This is a genomic window from Bifidobacterium leontopitheci, assembly GCF_009193355.1.
Lineage (GTDB): Bacteria > Actinomycetota > Actinomycetes > Actinomycetales > Bifidobacteriaceae > Bifidobacterium > Bifidobacterium leontopitheci.
In genome coordinates, this window is the sequence record NZ_WBVT01000022.1 from 1 (window position 1) to 20,112 (window position 20,112).

17 protein-coding genes and 2 tRNA genes are annotated in these 20,112 nt (G+C 62.4%); 5 read left to right on the forward strand and 14 right to left on the reverse strand.

Annotated features, from left to right (window positions below; all coding sequences use genetic code 11):
* Positions 1 to 99 precede the first annotated feature (99 nt).
* On the reverse strand, positions 100 to 576 hold the full coding sequence (locus F7D09_RS07225) for a RelA/SpoT domain-containing protein (RefSeq protein ID WP_152234728.1): 477 nt from the start codon (positions 574 to 576) through the stop codon (positions 100 to 102).
* Positions 577 to 610: 34 nt separating this feature from the next.
* On the opposite strand from F7D09_RS07225, the gene F7D09_RS07230 reads away from it, so the two are divergent.
* Positions 611 to 1,054 carry a Panacea domain-containing protein gene (locus F7D09_RS07230; protein WP_152234729.1) on the forward strand — a complete coding sequence of 148 codons (444 nt, stop codon included), beginning with the start codon at positions 611 to 613 and terminating at the stop codon, positions 1,052 to 1,054.
* Positions 1,055 to 1,138: 84 nt separating this feature from the next.
* Positions 1,139 to 1,720 carry an RNA 2'-phosphotransferase gene (locus tag F7D09_RS07235; protein ID WP_152234730.1) on the forward strand — a complete coding sequence of 194 codons (582 nt, stop codon included), beginning with the start codon at positions 1,139 to 1,141 and terminating at the stop codon, positions 1,718 to 1,720.
* Positions 1,721 to 2,035: 315 nt separating this feature from the next.
* Here the strand turns inward: F7D09_RS07235 and F7D09_RS07240 are convergent, their stop codons facing one another.
* The 3 genes from F7D09_RS07240 to F7D09_RS07250 all read right to left on the reverse strand — a co-directional run bounded on the left by F7D09_RS07240 (position 2,036) and on the right by F7D09_RS07250 (position 4,447).
* Positions 2,036 to 2,728, reverse strand: coding sequence for an Abi family protein (locus F7D09_RS07240; protein WP_152234731.1), 693 nt, complete (start codon positions 2,726 to 2,728; stop codon positions 2,036 to 2,038).
* Between the two features lie 481 nt (positions 2,729 to 3,209).
* Positions 3,210 to 4,016 carry an Abi family protein gene (locus F7D09_RS07245; RefSeq protein ID WP_152234732.1) on the reverse strand — a complete coding sequence of 269 codons (807 nt, stop codon included), beginning with the start codon at positions 4,014 to 4,016 and terminating at the stop codon, positions 3,210 to 3,212.
* A 98-nt stretch (positions 4,017 to 4,114) separates the two neighbouring features.
* Positions 4,115 to 4,447 (reverse strand): winged helix-turn-helix transcriptional regulator, encoded by a 333-nt coding sequence (locus F7D09_RS07250; protein WP_152234733.1) that lies wholly within the window; start codon positions 4,445 to 4,447, stop codon positions 4,115 to 4,117.
* Positions 4,448 to 4,597: 150 nt separating this feature from the next.
* Here F7D09_RS07250 and F7D09_RS07255 point away from each other — a divergent pair, with 150 nt between their 5' ends.
* Positions 4,598 to 5,239, forward strand: coding sequence for an SDR family oxidoreductase (locus tag F7D09_RS07255; RefSeq protein WP_152234734.1), 642 nt, complete (start codon positions 4,598 to 4,600; stop codon positions 5,237 to 5,239).
* A 98-nt stretch (positions 5,240 to 5,337) separates the two neighbouring features.
* Here F7D09_RS07255 and F7D09_RS07260 read toward each other — a convergent pair whose 3' ends face one another.
* From F7D09_RS07260 to F7D09_RS07270, 3 genes are all read right to left on the reverse strand, one after another.
* Entirely contained in the window at positions 5,338 to 5,559 is a 222-nt protein-coding gene (locus F7D09_RS07260) for a hypothetical protein (RefSeq protein WP_152234735.1), read from the reverse strand.
* A gap of 418 nt (positions 5,560 to 5,977) precedes the next feature.
* The gene (locus F7D09_RS07265; RefSeq protein WP_152234736.1) at positions 5,978 to 6,619 is read right to left on the reverse strand and encodes a hypothetical protein; all 642 of its coding nucleotides are present in this window, start codon (positions 6,617 to 6,619) and stop codon (positions 5,978 to 5,980) included.
* A gap of 173 nt (positions 6,620 to 6,792) precedes the next feature.
* A tRNA-Pro gene (locus F7D09_RS07270) sits at positions 6,793 to 6,866 on the reverse strand.
* A 289-nt stretch (positions 6,867 to 7,155) separates the two neighbouring features.
* Between F7D09_RS07270 and F7D09_RS07275 the strand changes: the two genes are divergently transcribed.
* On the forward strand, positions 7,156 to 8,391 hold the full coding sequence (locus F7D09_RS07275) for a DUF998 domain-containing protein (protein ID WP_226836074.1): 1,236 nt from the start codon (positions 7,156 to 7,158) through the stop codon (positions 8,389 to 8,391).
* A gap of 198 nt (positions 8,392 to 8,589) precedes the next feature.
* Here F7D09_RS07275 and glgX read toward each other — a convergent pair whose 3' ends face one another.
* The 6 genes from glgX to F7D09_RS07305 form a co-directional block, all read right to left on the reverse strand.
* Positions 8,590 to 10,755, reverse strand: a complete 2,166-nt coding sequence (gene glgX, locus F7D09_RS07280; RefSeq protein ID WP_152234737.1) for a glycogen debranching protein GlgX — start codon at positions 10,753 to 10,755, stop codon at positions 8,590 to 8,592.
* A 170-nt stretch (positions 10,756 to 10,925) separates the two neighbouring features.
* Entirely contained in the window at positions 10,926 to 11,606 is a 681-nt protein-coding gene (locus F7D09_RS07285) for an NUDIX hydrolase (protein WP_152234738.1), read from the reverse strand.
* Between the two features lie 346 nt (positions 11,607 to 11,952).
* Entirely contained in the window at positions 11,953 to 12,861 is a 909-nt protein-coding gene (locus F7D09_RS07290; RefSeq protein WP_152234739.1) for a Nif3-like dinuclear metal center hexameric protein, read from the reverse strand.
* 107 nt (positions 12,862 to 12,968) lie between these two features.
* Positions 12,969 to 15,908, reverse strand: coding sequence for a DNA polymerase I (gene polA, locus F7D09_RS07295; RefSeq protein WP_152234740.1), 2,940 nt, complete (start codon positions 15,906 to 15,908; stop codon positions 12,969 to 12,971).
* Positions 15,905 to 16,684 carry an ANTAR domain-containing response regulator gene (locus F7D09_RS07300; RefSeq protein ID WP_152234741.1) on the reverse strand — a complete coding sequence of 260 codons (780 nt, stop codon included), beginning with the start codon at positions 16,682 to 16,684 and terminating at the stop codon, positions 15,905 to 15,907. Before F7D09_RS07300 ends, polA begins: the two co-directional genes overlap by 4 nt.
* A 215-nt stretch (positions 16,685 to 16,899) precedes the next feature.
* Positions 16,900 to 16,973 (reverse strand) — tRNA-Leu (locus tag F7D09_RS07305).
* An 808-nt stretch (positions 16,974 to 17,781) separates the two neighbouring features.
* Between F7D09_RS07305 and F7D09_RS07310 the strand changes: the two genes are divergently transcribed.
* Positions 17,782 to 18,381, forward strand: coding sequence for an NUDIX domain-containing protein (locus F7D09_RS07310; protein ID WP_152234742.1), 600 nt, complete (start codon positions 17,782 to 17,784; stop codon positions 18,379 to 18,381).
* Between the two features lie 244 nt (positions 18,382 to 18,625).
* Here the strand turns inward: F7D09_RS07310 and pyk are convergent, their stop codons facing one another.
* Positions 18,626 to 20,068 (reverse strand): pyruvate kinase, encoded by a 1,443-nt coding sequence (pyk, locus tag F7D09_RS07315; protein WP_152234743.1) that lies wholly within the window; start codon positions 20,066 to 20,068, stop codon positions 18,626 to 18,628.
* Positions 20,069 to 20,112: the final 44 nt, after the last annotated feature.

Below are 20,112 nucleotides of genomic sequence, written 5' to 3' on the forward strand. Positions count from 1 at the left end.
ACCGCAAACGCGCCGCACGACGCGCCACACGCTGAAGTCCCCTCCCACGCGTAGGTTTTCAAACAACACCACGCATGGTGCGAGCGTCAGCGTCGCCACTCAACCCATCAGATAAATAAACACGGTGAGATGCCGTGAACGATAACCGCTATTCTGAGGCCTGGCGATGTAATCCTTATCGCCCGAGCCGTTCTTCAGAGGCAATCTGGCCGCAAGCCAATTCGCGGCTTCGCCAACCTGATCGTTCGTCTCGACAATCAGACGGCATCCACCGATATCGTCAAGTTCGCCAAGTTTGAAATGGGCGTTGGACCGCTGCAGCTTCCTGACGATGGAAATCATTCGCTTCAGACGATACGTCGACACCGAACCCGGCATCCGGCGAGCGCACTCCAGCACCTGCTCGAAGCAACGTTCCGTCGGCTCCGCATGCTGCGCACGCCATTGCTGAGCGATCTCCAAAGCCTGCGCATACTCGGATTCACGGCCGGCGACCGCACCATCCCGCAGAATCTTGCCAGCTGCCGAGGCACGGCTTCTGCTCACGATCCGCGAACAACCATTGTCTGAAGTCATGACTTACAATATAGCTTCAGGAAAGGAGGACATCATGGCGAACATCATTGACGTGGCGGCTTATATTCTTCGCCGATACGGACCGATGACCACAATGAAACTGCAGAAACTCGCGTTCTACGCGCAAGCAGAGTCGCTGGCGCACCATGGGAGTCCTCTCTTCGCCGACGACTTTCAGGCATGGCGCGGAGGCCCCGTTTGCAAGACTCTCTATGCTCGTCACCGCGGCATGTTCATCATCCGTGACGGCGACCTTGCCGCCGACAGTGATGCGCTGAACAGGACGGAACGCGGCATTGTAGACGATGTCTGCATCGCATTGGCAGTCAAGACCGGCAACGAGCTCAGTGCCCGCACACACCGCGAGGCGCCTTGGTGCAATTCGCGTCAGGGACTGCCGGCCAATGCCTCCTGCAACAATATCATCGGCAAAGAGGCCATAGCGTCATATTACAAGGTCAATCCTGTCATACGGTAGCCGACGATGACGCATGGCCGCTCCCCGGTAGCCACCCACCGTTCAGCGTATTGGCTTATGACGAAAACGTGAGGAAGACAAGGTATGCAACGTGACGCACAGCGCGGCAGGCAGGACGCCGCACCCGACCGCCTGACGCACATCAGTAAGTACATGAGCCTGATTCTGCGGCACAAGCCGGAGGTCGTCGGCATCACGCTGGACCGGCACGGCTGGGCGGACATGGACGCGCTGATTGCCGGCATCGGCAGGGAGTATCCGACGTTTGACCGTGCCATGCTCGAGGAGATCGTACGCACCGACAGCAAGCAACGGTACTCGTTCAGCGAGGACGGGACGAAGATCCGGGCGAACCAAGGCCACTCCATTCCCGTGGACGTGGAGCTGCCCGAAACCGAACCGCCTCAGATGCTCTATCACGGCACCGCCCGGCGTTTCACCGCCTCCATTAACGCGAACGGCCTGCTCCCGCAGAGCCGCCTGTACGTGCACCTCTCCCTCGACGAGCAGACGGCGAAGAAGGTGGGCAGACGGCACGGGGATCCGGCGGTCTATCTGGTCGACGCCGCGCGGATGCGGCGCGACGGTCACGTCTTCTACCGTTCCGTCAACGGCGTATGGCTGACCAGGACGGTCCCCGCACGGTATCTGCAGCGCGTGGAGTAGACGGGCTGGAGTGGGCGGCCTGGAGTGGGCGGTTGCGAATTCACTGGTTCCGGATTGCTTGTCCCATGAGTGGAAGCCATCCTCCGATGATGAGAGACGCCTCGCATGCGGCGAACCGGTGCGACGTTCCGTAAATCCTTGCGCTGAGGTTTGATGAGCGCAAGGATTTACGGATATCAAAGGCTTCTGCCGTAATTTCTTGCGCTGAGACGCTGCCAGCGTCAGTATTTACGGCCAGTAGGGCCGATTTCCGTAATTTCTTGCGCCGCAGTGGCATGGGCTGGGACGTACCGAAACACGGTTGGAGGAAGGTAATTATGGGCGTTGCGCACGTACCATCGTCACCCGCGATTGGCTACGAATCCAGTCGGCGGCCTTCGGGTCGATGACGCGGGCAATCCAATCGAGATTAGCGCACTGTTCATCCAAATAGCGCTGTTCGGAGACAAGATCATCAAGCACGATGTGCTCCTGATGGGATAGACGGTTACGTAGGTCGCCCATTGTTTTGACATGACTCTCGAACACAGCACGCTTGCAAGACGGATAATTCGGCATGCCACCGTTCGCGGGGTCGCGAAGAGCCCTCCACACGGTCTGCTCCAGCCTGGACGAGAGTAGGAAGCACCACGACCCGAGTGACATGTCGGCAATTACACGCCCTGGCGTGACCGGCTTACCCGCATGACGCAATTGGCGCTCAATCTCGTCAACAGAGTTCTCGAATCGTCTCGTCTTGGACGAGTTGAACCGGAACCTCGCATCATCCTTGTACCAGTCGTCATGCCCGCATGCTTGGGCGAGACGAACGGACATGAAATTGCGCAGCAGCACCTCTACATGCGCGACGTCTTCGAGCAGAGCCTTGGAGACGCGCCCGTTCCACACGTACAAATCGACTGCATCGCAGCCGGTGGCTTGCGCGGAATTGATATAGGTGTCCATGCGTTCAATGGAGAACCATCGTTGCAAATCGGCGAGCGTAACGTGTTGACTTTCGGGACTCATGCTGGCTATACTTCTCGAGAATGCCCCGGAACGTCACTCATGCGAAACATCATGAAACCCCGGGGATTTTCTTTTCTGAGCCATTTAGAGTCATTGAGAATTCACAGCGCTCGAGAGCCATTTAACGGCATAAAAAGACCCTCCATCCAAAGCGGGAGTAGGGCTTATGGGTCGGGCTGACAGGATTTGAACCTGCGACATCCTGTTAGGATTCGGGGGTTCTTGGCTCACGCCAGCGGTCTTGGCTCACCTCGGAACCGTTGGAATAAAGCCATTCTCCGTTTTTAAGTTTCTTTGTTGAGACCACCCAGATTGGCGAATCGTGATGGTCATTGTTACCAGTTTGTTACTGGCTTTGAGCATCGGAACGGCGGAATAGCGCGGCGTGTCGACACACGGTCAAAACAATTTGTTACCGCTCTTTCTCTGTGCCATGCCGTCCTTCTCCGAAGAGGTGGTTGAAGAGAACGGCAGCGGTCGCCTACTCATTGGGTTGCGGCTCGTGTTCGAGCACGAGTTTCATCTTACTGTTGTCCATCAGCCACGCATACAAATCCCGGTCCAGGATCATCGCCAGACCGAAACAGGACTGCACCGCGTCCGCCAACGTGATGCGCCGGTTCTCGCCCGGCAGCGGGATGCCGTTGACGAGCGGCTCGTGGTGGGCGACCCTGTTGCGCAGGGCGTGCACGGTCTTGACGATGTTCAGCGCGTAGTTCCTCGTCCACTTGGCGTTCGCAGCCGATGCGTGTCGGCGCCCGCCTGGGAATGCCTTGACGATGCCTTTGCGCCAGAGGTCGTTTTCGTAGTCGGCGCTGCCCTCGTCCGGCCAGTGAGCGTGGATGGCTCCGCCGTTCTCCAGCAGGTTGCGCCAGAATCCGAACGTCAACGCCGCGACGAGATGTCCGTGCGTGTGCCGTTTCTTCTGCTGGACGGTGAGATGGCCCCATGCCTCGCGGATCTGGCGTTGGGTGCGGTCGTCGAAACGGAGTCCCGCCATGTACCAGTCCTCGGTGCCGGACTGTTCCAAGGAGATGAGTGACAATTGCTGGTCCATGTGGTTGCGCAGGGCGACTTCGAGGATGGCGATGTCGCCCATGCAGGCGCTGGCCATGTCATGATCCCACAGGTACAGTCGCAATGCCGGGCATGAGCGCCGCCGTGCTTCGGAATCGTAGGATGCGAGCCGTTCGTCGGTGATGCACGCGCGCAGCGCCCTCTCCTGCGGACTTCCCTTGCGAGGGGCCTGTGAGAGGAAAGCGGGTGCTGGGTTTGACTGTCGGCTCATGAATCATTATCATATTCCATGAAATCCCCCAATGGGCCTCTCCGGACGGTCTTCGGCTGAGCCGTGATGCACTGGGGGTTCTCTTTTATCGGGACGTGTCAGTCGGCCGTTAGTTTGGCCTTGTATGCTTCGCCCCAGTTCCACATAGCGTCGATGACGGGTTTAAGGCTCTGACCGGTTTCAGTCAACGAGTATTCCACACGTGGTGGCACCTCCGCGTAGACCTCGCGGTGCACGAGACCATCATTTTCCATCTGGCGTAGATTCGAGGTGAGGACCTTCTGTGAGATATGGCCGATTGAGCGGCGTAACTCGCTAAAACGCCTAGTGCCGTCCAGCAGATCACGGATGATGAGGACCTTCCATTTGTCGGAGATGAGCGTAAGCGTCGTCTCCACGGGACACGCCGGAAGTGTGTTGACATCGACCATAACCCAACCTCCTGTAACCGTTGGAATGCTCCAATAGTTCCTTTTTGGTTACTATAGCACTTTATTGTGCCTTCTTCCATTATTGGCTGTACTCCAGTATCGTGCATCATGTCAGCAGGACAACAACACAATCCATCAAAGGAGCACATCATGACCAAGAACATCGCAGTCATCGCCGCCAACGGTAAGGCCGGCCGGCTCATCGTCGAGGAGGCCGTCAACCGCGGGCTTGACGTTACTGCGGTCGTACGCGGCGAGAACAGGACCACGGCCCAGCATGCGATCATCAAGAACCTGTTCGATCTGGACGCGGCCGATCTCGCCAGCTTCGACGTCGTCATCGACGCATTCGGCGCATGGACGCCGGACACCCTGCCGCAGCACGCCACCTCCCTGAAGCATCTGGCAGACATCCTCTCCGGCACCGACACCCGGCTGATCGTGGTCGGCGGAGCCGGCAGCCTGTACCTCAACCCGGAGCACACGCTGCAGCTGAGCCAGACGGACACCTTCCCGGCCGCGTTCGTGCCGCTCGCCACGGCGATGGGCGAGGCCCTCACCGAACTGCGCAAGCGCGATGACATCAAGTGGACGTACGTTTCCCCCGCCGCCGATTTCCAAGCCAATGGTCCGCGCACCGGTGCATACGTGCGGGCCGGCGAGGAATTCACCACGAACGAAGACGGCCAGAGCGCCATCAGCTACGCCGACTACGCCATCGCCGTCATCGACGAGGCGACCGCCGGCCCGTCCGATGCGCATGTGGCCGAGCGCATCTCCGTACGCTGGTAGCCGATAACCGGAAAGCCCCTCTTCCCGGGATGTTTCAGTAAATACAAAAAAGCCGGCACCCGACGCCAAAACAGGCGATGAGTGCCGGCAATATTGGCTCATACTGAGGCTTCATCCTTGCTCAGTTTGCCGCTGAACGCCTGATTGACGAGCGTGTAGACGGTTTGCGCGACGCCGACCACGCCGGTGAGGACGATGCCCCATCCGTAGCCGTGGAAGCCGTCGGTGACGGCGATGGCGATGACGCCGAGCAGGATGCTCACGCCGAGGCTGGTCAGGCCCACGTAGTCGGCTGGGATGTACTTGCGGCGGACCCTCACGCCACGGTGATTGGAGCGGCGAGCTTGACGTTCACTGATATGGATCCGTTGCTGGTCTGCAGTGATGCGTTTGGTGAGTACGAGGACATCGTCGAGTGGATCCACAAGGCAGTCATCCCGGCCGGTCCGCGCATTACGTTCGGCGCGTGCCTGAATTGCGGAGGAGCGGTGTGGGGCAATGCAGGAAGAATGATATGGGACGTGCGCGGGTCGCGTCGAACGGGTGAGCCGCCGTACCGTGTCTGATCGGCAGCGAGGTCAGGGGCGGCTGTTGATCCGAGCGCGGAGTGCGCGAAGGCCGACTACGATTACCCGCCAGCGAGATCCGTTCATGGGGCAACCGAGGCCTGCTGCGGAAGGCAGAGCCGATATTCTGTCATGAATCCAATCTCATAGGTGCCGGCATCATATGACTTTGCTATTGGAAGCGCCTTGTGCCGTAGAAGCTGAGCTGCGAGTCGCCCCACCATGTGAGGAACTGCTCAGCGGTCTCTCCACTATGCCCTTCGGGCAGAGCACAATCAACGGATGATATGCGGCCCGCCGTTTCTTCCGCTAAGGCGGCAGCTACGAACCCGTATCCGATGGAAGAGACGGCGTGCCCGCCCATATTGCGCTCGTCGGACCAGCAGTGATCCTGTGAGTTCACCAACTTGATTTCCTCCGGGGAAAGCTGTATGTCGAACTCGTCCTCTACAGGAATCAGTTCTCCCAACATGGAAGCCGGGTAACCGTATTCCGGGCCAAGCTGTTCGTAGTCTTCCACCTCGAAATGCGTGACACGTTCGCGTTCGAACATGCACGGCCATGAGCTCGCCGCCCACGTTCCATTGACCCAATACGCAAAAGTGACACCCAAGTGCAAGTCCCATCGTACCGTAGGATCTATGTACCGGATTTCTTCGCCATCCCTGAATGGATGAAGCGCCTTCACCTCTACGGTGCTGTCGATGCCATGGCTGTCCAGCAATTGCTGATACAGCTCTTGAGTACGTTGTCTCGTCTCTTCGACCAAAGGGATGTAATTCGTCGTCGGATAGATGTCAATACTCGTGGACATGCACTCAATCATACCCAAACCCCTTGGGATCATTGGGATTGCGAGTGCCGCACGGTGTGAGCAGAAAATGTTAGCAGATTCATCCGATCCGTTAACGCTAGAACTGTGTTAACGGACGACCTTGGGGCAGAAAGAAGAGTCTCTGCATCCCAGTCGGGAGTAGGGCTTACCGGTCGGGCTGACAGGATTTGAACCTGCGACATCCTGCTCCCAAAGCAGGCGCGCTACCAAACTGCGCTACAGCCCGTCTGTGCTTGCTCGTGCAGGCACAAGAGAACAGTATACCATACGAGTTGTGCTGCGTGTCAACGGCATGGCGCGGAGATTACCTTAGCGGGTGACGCTCCCCCAGTCAGCTGCGCTGACAGCCCCCTCCACCGAGGGGGCGAGGGACGGGACTGTCGCGAAGGGAGTGACGCTCCCCCAGTCTCGGCATTCGCCGAACCAGCCCCCTCCACGTGGGGGCCGAGGATGAGGGGCGGCTACACTGGGGTGCGGGGAACAACCACACCACCAAGGGACGAAAGCGAGGCACTATGGGACGTCATCAGCGCGCGGAGACCATGGGACTGGTCTCGTTCCTGGTCTGCGCGGGATTGGGCTCCGCCGCGATCGCGCTGTACCTGCACTTCGCCCCCGCAATCTGGCAGGTGACGCAACGCAAGTTCATGGCCTGCGCCGCGGCGATCGCCGGCTGCGCGGTCCTATCGTTCTGCGCCGGCTACGCCAGTCATTCCCGCTCATGGAACCTCAAACGCGGCTGGTTCACGCCGATCAGGCGTCTCATCGAGACGTTCGCCCTGTCGATCGTCTACGCGGCGACCGTGTTCTTCTCGTCGTTCGCCCTGCTCGCCGCGATCAACGAGATGATGGGGCCCACGATCTTCGCCGGCTACCTCATCCCCGTCTGCGCGGTGTTCGCCGGCGTGACCGGGTACATGACGTTCGTCCAGGCGGAGATGATGAATGCGAAGACGCTGGCGTCGCTGCTGCCGTTCTTCGTGGTCGCCGGCGTCAGCACGGCCGGGCTCACCACGGACGACCCGTACTGGTGGCACAACAACTTCTCACAGCTGGGCGACCGAACCACGTTCGCCGCACGCATGTTCAACTCCACACTCATGCTGGCCGGCACCTGCATCATCATCGTCAGCTACTTCGCGATATCGGAACTCATCACCACCGAACGCATGCGGCGTCTGCGCCGGCAGGTGCACGAACAGAACGGCGACCATGGCGACGACCGTGACGTCCGTCATTTCATGCTGCGCACCGGCATCCTCTCCGTGCTGCTGACCGTGACCGGCCTCGCGTTCATCGGCATCGGCGTGTTCCGCTACACGCCGCATCCGATCATGCACAACGTGTGCGCGCAGGGGCTGACGGTCATCATGGGCGTGCTCATGCTGGCGATCCCCTGGCTGGCGCCGCGACTGCCCAAGGCGATGTTCGTGGTGTCGATCCTGATGATCGCCCTGTGCGTGGCGGTCGGTGTGCGCACGCTGCTCGGCTATAACTCGCTGACGAATCTTGAGGCGCTTGCCGGTCTGATCTTCCTCGGCTGGTTCATCGTGTTCTCCCGGCAGATCGCCGCCATCGAGGCGGACCGCATCCAGGAGCAGCTGCTCATGCTGCAGACCATGAAGGCGGGCGAGACGCAGATGCCGGACGCCCTCGACGACGAAGGCATCATCCGGCTGTCGCGTGGCGACGATGACGGCGAGGCGGAACCGGTCACGAGAATCCAGTCCCGTCTCGCCAGCGACCGCTGACAGACGAGGGTCGGTGGTGGTGGTTGGGCGGGGCACCGCTGTTGCGGGGAACTCCCCCAGTCAGCTACGCTGACAGCCCCCTCCACGAGGGGGCCGAGAGCAATATGGCGCTACGCTTTCGGTCCCTCCAAGAGGGGGCCGAGGCGAACGGTGCTACGCGGTCGGCCCACTCCGAGAGGGGGCCGAAAGGTCTAGCCCTTAGGCGAGCAGGTGGGACTTGCGTTCCACCTTGCCGCGAACCGCGGGACGGTCGGAGCTCTTGAGCAGCAGGAAGCTGCGCGCCTGCGCGGTGATCGCGAACCCGGCCTCGTAGCTGAGTTCGGGGCCGTCCGGGTTGTACGTGTCGATGATCAGCTGCCACTTGCGCCCGTAGCGTTCGTCCGGCAGCGTGAACATGATCGGCTCGTAGTGCGCGTTGAAGATGAGGATGAAATCATTGTCGACCATCGGCGAGCCGTACCAGTCGACCTCGGGGATGCGTGAACCGTTGAGGAACACCATCATCGAGAACGCGTGCGTGTTCGACCAATCGTCCATGTCCATGATGGAGCCGGTGTGGTCGAACCATTCGACCTGCGGGATCGACGACGCGTCCTCCCCCGGCTCGCGCCCGGAGAAGAAGCGACGCCGGTGCAGCACCGGATGGTTGAGGCGCAGGTTGATCAGCTTGGAGACGAACCGCAGCATGCCTTCCTGCTCGGGCGTCGAATCCCAGCTGCGCCAGGAGATCTCGTTGTCCTGGCAGTAGGCGTTGTTGTTGCCCTGCTGGGTGCGTTCCACTTCGTCGCCGCCGCAGATCATCGGAATGCCCTGGCTGACCAGCAGCGTGGAGAACATGTTGCGCAGCTGCCGCTGACGCAGCTCGTTGACGTCGGCGATGGTGGTCGGCCCCTCCACGCCGCAGTTCCACGAACGGTTGTTGCTTTCGCCGTCGCGGTTGTCCTCGCCGTTCGCATCGTTGTGCTTGTTGTTGTACGAAACGAGATCGTACATGGTGAACCCGTCGTGCGCGGTGATGAAGTTCACGGACGCGACCGGACGACGGCCGTTCTGCTGATACAGGTCCGAGCTGCCGAGCAGACGGCTCGCGAACTCGGGCAGCGTGGACGGCTGCGAGCGCCAGAAGTCGCGCACGCAGTCACGGTACCGACCGTTCCATTCGGACCAGCTGGACGGGAAGCCGCCGACCTGGTAGCCGCCTGAGCCGAGGTCCCATGGTTCGGCGATGAGCTTGACGCGGCTGATGACCGGGTCCTGTTCGACGATGTCGAAGAACGCGGACAGCTTGTCGACCTCTTGGAACTGGCGGGCGAGCGTGGCGGCCAGGTCGAAGCGGAAGCCGTCGACGTGCATTTCGGTGACCCAGTAGCGCAGCGAGTCGGTGATGAGCTGCAGGGCGTGCGGCGAGCGCATGAGCAGCGAGTTGCCGGTACCGGTGGTGTCGAAGTAGTAGCGCGGGTCGCCGTCGACCAGACGGTAGTACGCCTGGTTGTCGATGCCTTTGAAGCTGAGGGTGGGGCCCATGTGGTTTCCTTCGGCGGTGTGGTTGTACACCACGTCGAGGATGATTTCGATGCCGGCGCGATGGTACGCCTTGACCATGGCCTTGAACTCGTTGACCTGTTCGCCGCGCTGGCCGGAGCTGGAGTAGGCGTTGTGCGGGGCGAAGAAGCCGATGGTGTTGTAACCCCAGTAGTTGCTCAGGCCCTTCTCCTGCAGGAACGAATCGTTGACGAACTGGTGGATGGGCATGAGCTCGAGTGCGGTGATGCCGAGCTTCTTGAGGTATTCGATGACGGACGGGTGCGCGAGGCCCGCGTAGGTGCCTCGGATCTGCGGGGGGACGTCCTTGTTGAGGTTGGTCATGCCGCGCACGTGCGCCTCGTAGATGACCGAATCGTGGTACGGCGTGTTCGGATGCTGGTCGTTGCCCCAGTCGAAGTAGGGGTTGACGACGGCGGATTTCATCGTGTGGTCCGCGGAGTCGAGCGTGTTCATCTCGCCGTTGCCGGGATTGTTGAACCAGTAGGAGAACAGGCTCTCGTCGCCGTCGATGTTGCCTTCGATGGCCTTCGCGTACGGGTCGAGCAACAGCTTGTTCGGGTTGCATCGCAGGCCGGCGGCCGGATTGTACGGGCCGTATACGCGGTACCCGTAGCGTTGGCCGGGCTGGATGCCGGACACGTAGTTGTGCCACACGTAGGAGTTCTGTTCGGTCATTTCGATGCGCGTCTCTTTGTCGTTCTCGTCGAAGAGACACAGCTCAACCTTGTCGGCGACCTGGGAGAAGAGAGCGAAATTCACGCCTGAACCGTCATAGTTGGCACCCAACGGATACATGGAACCGGGTCTAATCTGCTGCATGGTTTCGATTATCGCACGTGAATCTGCGTTTTCGTGTCACGCCGCGTCGCCGGAAGGCGAATTCCTCGTGACGATTTCGCAACAGCGGGCGCGAGAGCGGCTTGGGTGCGGCGGGAACACAGCTTGGGCACGGTGGGAACGCAACGGTAACGCCGTGACCGGCTCAGGTTTCAGACGTTGCCGCCCTCGCGCAGACGACGGATCGTCTCATGCTGGATGGCGATGACCGAGTTGGATGCGGTGACCGGAACGCCGGTGAGCTGCTCCCAGGTGACCCATGCGGATTCGACGTGCTCATCCGGGTCGAAATGCTTCGGCCGGCTCACCCAACGGCGCAGATGCAGGACCATGATGTTCGCGAGCTCGTCGCTCATGCCTTCGGACGAGTAGAACGCGCCCACATGGTCGAAGGTCACGTCCTCGGGCGTCGCGGGGGCCACGCCCGTCTCCTCCTCCAGTTCGCGCAGCGCGGCGGGCTCGACCTGTTCGCCCGGGTCCATGAGCCCGGCCGGCAGCCCGTAGGCGAACAGATCGGAGCCGACCCGGTATTCGCGTTCCAGCAGGTACAGGTCGCGCGCCTCGTCATGCACGAGCATGACGACGCAAGGCGCGTGGCGCAACACCTGACGACGTACTTCGGTGGTTTTGCCGTCGGCGCCGGGAAGGGCGAGGCGCATGTCCTCGACGGTGAACACGGCGCCGCGGTACACGGTCTCGCGGGTGAGCACGCTCACCGTCCTGTCGGCCGGGCCGTCCATGACGATGCCGTCGCAGGAACGGTCGAGCAGCGCGTCGACTTCGGCGGTTATGGCAGCGCGGGTTGCGGATTGATGCGGGTTGGTGGCTGGCATGTGGCTTCCTTTCGTTTCGTAGGTGGTGGTGGGTGCGGTGCGGGGTATTACCCACTCTTGGCTCCCCTTGTGAGGGGAGCTGTCAGCGAAGCTGACTGAGGGGTAGACAGGCGCTACAGACAACCCCGACGTCAGATTGAGAAAAGCGGGTGACGCTCCCCCAGTCAGCCTACGGCTGCCAGCGTCCTGCAATCAAGGACGGCCTTCGGCCGACTCAATGTTGGCTTGCTGTCGCTCGCTCCTCGCCTACAAACGCCTCCGGCGTTTGCTTGACGGCTCGGCCCTCCACCGAGGGGGCCAAGGGTAGCGGTTCAGCGCTCACGGCTCGCTCCTGCGCATGAGACGGTCAGTTGGGGATGGTGAGGGTCCAGGGGTCGGTGTTCATGGTGAGGAGATGCGTCTCCAGACGTTCGCCCGTGGCCTGCTCGACCGCGTCGGCGATATCCTGCGGCGCGTAGCGGAACCACAGCGACTCGATGGCCGAATGCGGCGTGTTGATGAGTGCGGGACGGGCGGCGAGCGGTGTCAGCACGTCACCCGCCGCGGATCCGGCCGCGATGCCCTGCTTGCGCAGCGCCGCCTCGTATCGCGCCTGTTCGATGGCGTCGGTGGCCGGATGATGCCGCAGGTCGCTGGTCACGTAGACGTCGACGCCGCTGGCGCGCACCTCGTCGAACAACGAATCGCCGGAACCCGGCAGCACGGCGACGGTCCGCACCGGTGCCGTCAGGTCGCCGGCCACCTGCACGCCGAGTTCGGTGTGCGGCAGCACGGCCGCGACGGCTCGGGCGAACGCCTCCAATGTCACCGGTTCGGCAAGCTCGCCGATCCTGCCCAAGCCGACGGCGTGGCTCGCGGCCAGGTCGTCGATCGGCACCAGCGGCCGTTGGTTCGTCAGGCCGAACGCGTCCGCCGCAGCCTGGCCGACGCCGCGGTACGCACTGTCGGCGTTCGTGTGGCCCACCCACAGGGCGCAGCCGGACTCGTAAAGCTTACCGACGATCGCCCCGTGCACGTCCAGTCCGGAGACGGCGTGCACGGAGCGGAACAGGAGCGGATGATGGCATACGAGCAGCGTGCCCGGCTCGTCGGTCGCCTTGGCGATCACGGCCCGCGTCGGGTCCACAGCGAACACGATGCGCGTCACCTGCAGGCTGAGACGTCCGGCGATCAGGCCGGGCGCATCCCAGGATTCCGCATATCGCAGCGGGTACAGGGTCTCCAGAACGTCGACGACCTGTTTGAGTGTTGCCATGTCATTGCTCCTTGCTTGTTCATGAATCCGATTGTGGACGGCGTGGCGCTCCCCCAGTCAGCTACCGCCCTCAGCCCCTCCACCGAGGGGGCCGAGGGCGGGCGGTCTCAGTGGGCGGCGAGCTGCCAGTCGGAGCCGAGGCCGGTGGACACGTCGAGCGGCACGGCCAGGTCGACCGCATGCTCCATGGCGTCGCGCACCAGCTGCGTCACCTGTTCGGCCTCGCCGTGAGCGACCTCCACGACGAGTTCGTCGTGGATCTGCAGGATGATCCGGCTGGCGAGCCCCGCTTTGGCGAGCGCGTCGCCGGCCCGGACCATCGCGATCTTCATGATGTCGGCGGCCGAACCCTGGATCGGCGCGTTGAGCGCCCCGCGTTCGGCGGCGTCGCGGATGTTGCGGTTCGTGGACTTGAGCCCCGGGAAGTACCGTCGGCGGCCGAACATCGTCTCCGTGTAGCCGTCGCGCCGCGCGTCCGCCACCAGCGACTCGAGATAGTCATGCACCTTGCCGAACGTCGCGAAATACTGGCTCTTCAGCTTCTCCGCCTCGCCGGGACGGATCTTCAGCTGCTGCGCCAGACCGTACGTGCTCAGGCCGTAAGCAAGACCGTAGCTCATCGCCTTCACGTGCGTGCGCTGGTCCGGCGTGATCTCTTCGACGGGGACCCCGTAGACCAGGCTGGCCACGTACTTGTGGAAGTCGGCGCCGGAACGGAACGCCTCGATCAGCGCCTCGTCGCCGGACAGGTCGGCCATGATGCGCAGCTCGACCTGCGAATAGTCGCAGCTGAGCAGCGACTCGTAGCCGTCGCCTGGCACGAACGCCGAACGGATCTCACGGCCTTCGGCGTTGCGGTTGGGGATGTTCTGCAGGTTCGGGTCGACCGAGCTAAGACGTCCGGTGGCGGCGACCGTCTGCTCGAACGTCGTGTGGATGCGACCGTCCTGCGGGTTGACCGCATCGATGAGGGTCTGCACGATCTGCTTGAGCTTGTTGGTCTCGCGGTGGCGCAGCAGCGCGGTGAGGAACCCGTTGGCCCGCTCGTCGTCCACGGTGCGCAACGCCAGGTCCTGCAAGGCGGAGGCGTTGGTCGTGTACGACCCGGATTTCGTCTTCTTGGTAGGCTTGAGGCCCATGTCCTCGAACAGGACCTTCTGCAGCTGCTTGGGGCTCTGCAGGTTGATGCGGCTGCCCGCATACCGCCAGGCGGTCTCCTGCGCTTCGCGGGCGTCCGTGGCGAACTGGTCGCGCATGGCGGTCAGGCGCATCATGTCGACGCTCGCGCCGGCGCGCTCCATGCCGCCGAGCACGCGCGACACCGGCAGTTCGATGCTCCGCAGCAGCTTCGACTGATGGTTGCCGTCCAATGCCGGCGCCAGGTGGTCGGCAAGCGCGCGGATCATGGCAAGCTGGGTGAGTTCGCGGCTTTCGTCCGTCTTGCCGGCATCCTGTGATGCCGCTGCGTCTGCGCCGTCATCATCCACGTCGAAGTCGAGCTGTCCTTGGCTGGGTTCCTCATCATCGTCCTGGCGGATGTCGAGGAAATGCTCGGCGGCCTGCTCGACCGATTCCGCGTGGAAGTCCGGGTCGATCAGATAACCGGCGAGCTTGGTGTCGAACAGCGGCTCCGGCAAGGTCAGCCCCGCCGCGGCGAGCATGTGCAGCTGCTCCTTGTAGCCGTGGACGATGATGCGTCCGGCGTAACGGTCCAGTATCGTCTGCAGACCGTGATGTGCGGCGTCGTTATCTTTGACGCCGCTATCTTCGGCACCGTCATCGGCCGTCGGAACGGCGAACATGGCCGCATGGCCTTCCGCCGACAGGGCGATGCTGTCGCACCGGGCGCGTCCCGGCTTCGCGCAGCCGGTCACGTCCAACACGGCCGCGGCGCGCACACGGTCGGCGAGGACCGTATCCTCAGCGTCGGCCGACGTATCGGATGCCGTCGCGGTGTCGGCAGATGGCTTGCCGGATCGCGCAGGCATGAGCGCATCCAGCCATGCAGCAAGCCGGGCCGCGTCATGGACGTCGTCGGCGAGCGCGGGCAGCGTGAGCGCGCGGTCGTCGTCTTCCTTGCCGGCAGCGTCGGCCCCGGCCGCACGGCTTGCGGCAGGCCGGGCGCCGCCGTTGAACGACTTGAGCACCTTCGACTTTGTTCTTACGCCGAACTCCAGGTCGGTGAACAGCTTGTCGATCGCGTCGACGTCGATGCCGGCGCCGCCGAACGTCAGATCGTCGACGTCGACACCAAGGTCGACGTCGCGCAGCAGCGCGTTGACCTTGCGGTTGAGCCGGACCTGATCGATGCTCTCGCGAAGCGCCTCGCCCTTCTTGCCTTTGATTTCGTCGGCGTGTTCGATGATGCTCTCAAGGCCGCCGAACTGGTTGATCCACTTCGCCGCGAAGCCGTCGCCCACGCCGGGCACGCCGGGAATGTTGTCGGCGGTCTCGCCGCGCAGCGCCGCAAGGTCCGGGTACTGCGACGGCGAGACATGGTACTTCTCCTCGACCGCCTGCGGGGTCATGTGCTTGAGGTCCTTGAAATGGTGGCCGGGGTACAGCACGGTGACGCGGTCGGTGATGAGCTGGAAGGCGTCGCGGTCGCCGGACAGCACGAGCGTGTCATAGCCTGCCTGCTCGCCCATGGTGGCCAGGGTGGCGATGATGTCGTCGCCTTCGAAACCCTGTTTTTCGATGTAGGTGACGCCCAGGTCGGCCAGCATCTTCTGGATGACAGGCAGCTGGTCGAGCAGCTCCTGCGGCGCCGCCTCGCGCGTGCCCTTGTACTGGGGCAGCATCTGGTTGCGGAACGTGCCGCCCTTCATGTCGAAGGCGACGGCCAGATGGTCCGGCTTCTCGCTGTCAAGCACCTGCGACAGCATCGTGGCGAAACCCCAGACCGCGTTGGTGGCACGGCCGTCCTTCGTGCTGAAATTCTCTGCCGGCAACGCGAAAAACGCGCGGAACGCCAGCGAGTGGCCATCGACCACCAGCAGCGTTCCACGCGTCGTTGTCGTTGCGGCTTGCTGCGCCGCGCCTGTCATTCGCCTGCTTCCGCAGTGGGGGCGGGCTTCGGATCGCCGTACTTGGAGATGATCGCCATGGCGAGGCGCTTCTTCGGGATGCGCTGGTCCATGGAGGTCTTCTGGATCCAACGGAACGCACCCTGCTCGGAGAAGTCCGCCTTGTCCATCAGCAGGCCCTTCGCACGGTCGACGAGCTTGCGCTCCTCAAGCGTGTCCTCGGCCTTCTTGACGCGCTCCTCCATCTTGTGAATCTGCTCCTCGGCCTCCTTGAGCTTGGTCTCGGTGGCCTCGACGTTGTCGAGCAGGTCGTTGATCTCGGAGAAGCGGCCCATCGCGACCTCGAGTGCCGGCAGAAGCTTGGACTCCTCGTACGGCTTGGTGACGTACGCCATCGCGCCGGCGCCGGTCGCCTGCTTGACAAGGTCAGGCTGGGAGAACGCGGTGAGCATCACCACAGGGGCGATGTTCTCGTCGCAGATGATCCCGGCGGCGGCGATGCCGTCCATGCGGGGCATCTTCACATCCATGCATACCACGTCGGGACGGTACTTGCGCGTGAGTTCCACAGCCTCCTCGCCGTTGGCGGCCTCGCCGACGACGTTGTAGCCGTTGTCCTCAAGCATCGCAACGAGATCCATGCGGTTCACCGACTCATCCTCGGCGACCACGACGGTGCGCTTCTTATGAATGGCGCTCTCCACCGGCTCACCTTCGGAGACGGCCTTCAGCTCGTCCGCGGAAAGCACCTCCTCAACCTGTCCTTCGGTTTCAGGGGTCTTGTTTGTTGCCGCCATGCTTACACCCTCTTTTCACATCGCAGTGACGTTTAATACGGATATCAGTATAACGATAACAGCAGAACGCGGTGACGCAAGCGCACATACACAAGGTTTCCTCACAGTACGCACGTGAAATGCACAGGATGACACCGGGCTACAGCTTGCCAATACGGCTTATTGAGGATTATCCGGAAGAAGAGACGGCAGGCACGTCCCCGCCGAACATCGGGTGCCCCCGGTGGGACTCGAACCCACACTGCGCAGATTTTGAGGCTGCTTCCTCTACCAATTGGGATACGGGGGCGTACAAAGGGAAAAGAATAACAGACATCGGCGACAATGGGCTAGCGTGTCGCGCGACGGTCTTCGAGACCATAACGGAATGGAGCACATCACCCGCACCGTCATCATGAGGAGCGGGCCCGAGGCGTGCCGGCCCGAGCCTGCACCGGCACTTGACATTACTTGCAATGAGAACCGCTGCCTTTTGCGCGTATCGGCGGCGAATCATTGTCCGCATTCGACGATAGTCCCGGCGACGGTCATCACTACCGCAGGTTTGACGCGTTTCAGCCGGCGGTTGCATCCGCACATGGGCCGGACAGACTTCCGCACATCATGAGCTGTTGGGACGCGAGCGTGAATCGGCTGTTTTTCGTCTCGCGTACCATTGGGCATTGGGACGCGAGGTGGAAAACCGGTGTTATTGAGCCCGCGTCCTACGATTTCGTGGGACAAGACACCCCGTAATCGCTCACATCGTCTCACGTACCAATGGCCGATGGGACGCGAGCCGATTCCCCTCGTTTTTTGACGCCGCGTACCAATCACAGGGCGGGCGCGACGGCAGCGGGACCCACATGACCTACCCGACCATCACATACGGCACGTCATATTCGGCACATGACGAACAGCCAGCCGCCTTCCCCAGTCAGCCCGTGGCAGACCAACTACCGTCTCGCTGCGGCTCCGCATCGCTTGCAAACGCAATCGGTGACGAATACGAAAAGCCTCACATGCTGCTCTGTGCGTAAATGTGCGTGCCGCTTCTGTGATTTCACCCCGTGCGCTCATACAATGAAGATGTAGCCAAGTATAAGGGGGCAACGATTATGGGCAATGAAACCTATAGGCCGTTCGATCCGTGGCGCCCTTCGCCGGTGAAGGAGAACGGGCGCAAGGAAATCTTCAACAGCCATTACTTCAACATCGATCACGTCAATCTGGAATCCGCAGCATCCGGCACGTTCGACCGGTATGTGCTGCATGGCAACAACGGCGACACCGTCGGCGTGCTGGCGGTCACCGACGACGGCATGGTGCCATTGGTCGAACAGTATCGCATTCCGACGCACCGGTGGACGCTGGAGATTCCCGGCGGCCATCCAGCCACGCCGACAGAGCGCCCGTCCGAGGTAGCGGAGCGCAAGCTGCGCGAGGAGGCCGGCTATGAGGCGAAGGAGCTGGTCCAGTTCACCCGTTTCATCGACGAGCCGAGCTTCTCTTCGCAGTACACGTCCCTGTTCCTCGCCACGTCGCTGAGTCAGGTGGAGCGTGCGGTCATCGGTCCTGAGTCGCCGCGTTCGGACGTACGTCTGTTTACGCCGGAGGAGGCCGTGCGGCTGATCATCAACGGCACGATCGTCGACGCCAAGACCATCATCGCGATTCTGCGGCTCAACAACGGTCTGCTGAAGAGCATCAAGGGCTGATGACCGACTCTGCCGCAAGGCGGGTGTGGCGCTCCCCCAGTCAGCTGTCGCTGACAGCCCCCTCCACCGAGGGGGCAGGGATCCCGCACCATACTCGTCGTGCCGCCGCCGAGACCCTGCCCCTCCACCGAGGGGGCAGGGATGCTGAGATATGATGAAGGGCTTCCGCCCCACGAATGGAGCGGAAGCCCTTCGCCATAACCGACGCCAGCCGGATGTCATGCCGGCGGGGTCATCGTGCAGATCAGTCGTTGGAGCCGACGGTGTGCACGTAGATGGTGTCGGTGCTGCCGGCGGCGTGCTCGCCCTGAGCGGAGCTCAGCACGACGATCTTGTCGCCGTCGGAGACCTTGCCGGCGTCCTTGAGGACCTTGTCGGTGAAGGCCATGAGGTCCTTGCGGGACTTGTCGTGGTAGTCCTCGTTGAGGAGGAACGCCTCGGTACCCCAGGACAGAGCCAGCCAGTGGTAGGTGTGCTCGTTGTTGGTCAGGCCGTAGATCGGGGCGGCCGGACGCTCGCGGGACACGCGGTGCACGGTGTTGCCGGTCTGCGTGTAGGCGACGATGGCCTTGGCGTTGAGCTTCTCGGCCAGGTCGACGGCGGCGGAGGAGACGGCGCCGGTGCTGGACATGTCGAGGTTCTTGAGCTCCGGGATGCGGTCGAAGCCGTGCTCGGTGGCGAAGCCGGAGATGCGGCTCATGGTGGCCACGGTCTCGGTCGGGTACTCGCCGACGGCGGTCTCGTTGGAGGTCATGGTGGCGTCGGCGCCGTCGAGGACGGCGTTGGCGCAGTCGGAGGCCTCAGCGCGGGACGGAACCGGGGAGTGGACCATGGAGCCGAGGACCTCGGTGGCCACGATGACCGGCTTGGCGTACTGGCGGGCCAGCTCGATGATGCGCTTGGTGGCCAGCGGGACCTCTTCCAGCGGGCACTCGACGGCCATGTCGCCACGGGCGGCCATGACGCCATCGAAGGTCTTGACGATGTCCTCGAGGTTCTCCAGAGCCTGCGGCTTCTCGATCTTGGCGACGATCGGGATGCGGCGGCCTTCCTCGTCCATGATCTCGTGGGCGCGGTCGATGTCGGTGGCGAAACGCACGAAGGACATGGCGATGATGTCGGCGCCGGTGCGGATGGCCCAGCGCAGGTCCTCCTCATCCTTGGCGGTCAGCGCGGGCAGGCTCACGGCCACGCCCGGCAGGTTGATGCCCTTGTGGGAGGAGACCGGGCCGGCGACGACGACCTTGGTGTACACGTTGTTGCCCTCGACCTTGGTGACCTCGAGGCGGACCTTGCCGTCGTCGATCAGGATCGGGTCGCCGGGGTGGCAATCGCCGGGCAGGCCCTTGAACGTGGTGGAGGTGATGTGCTCGTCGCCCTCGACATCGTCGGTGGTGATGATGAACTCCTGGCCTTCCTCAAGCTGGACCTTATCCTCGCCCTCGGCGTTCTTCTTGAACCAGCCGCAGCGGATCTTCGGGCCCTGAAGGTCGACCATCGCGGCCACGTTGCGGCCGGTCGCCTTGGAGGCGGCGCGCACGTTGTTGTACACCTTGAGGTGATCCTCGGGCGTACCGTGGGAGCGGTTCAGACGAGCGACGTCCATGCCCGCCTCGACGAGCTTGGTGATGCCTTCGAGTGACTGGGTCGCGGGACCGATGGTGTCTACGATCTTGGCTTTACGCATGAGTGCCTGCCTATTCTGTATTGGTTTATCTGTTCGTGAAGAAG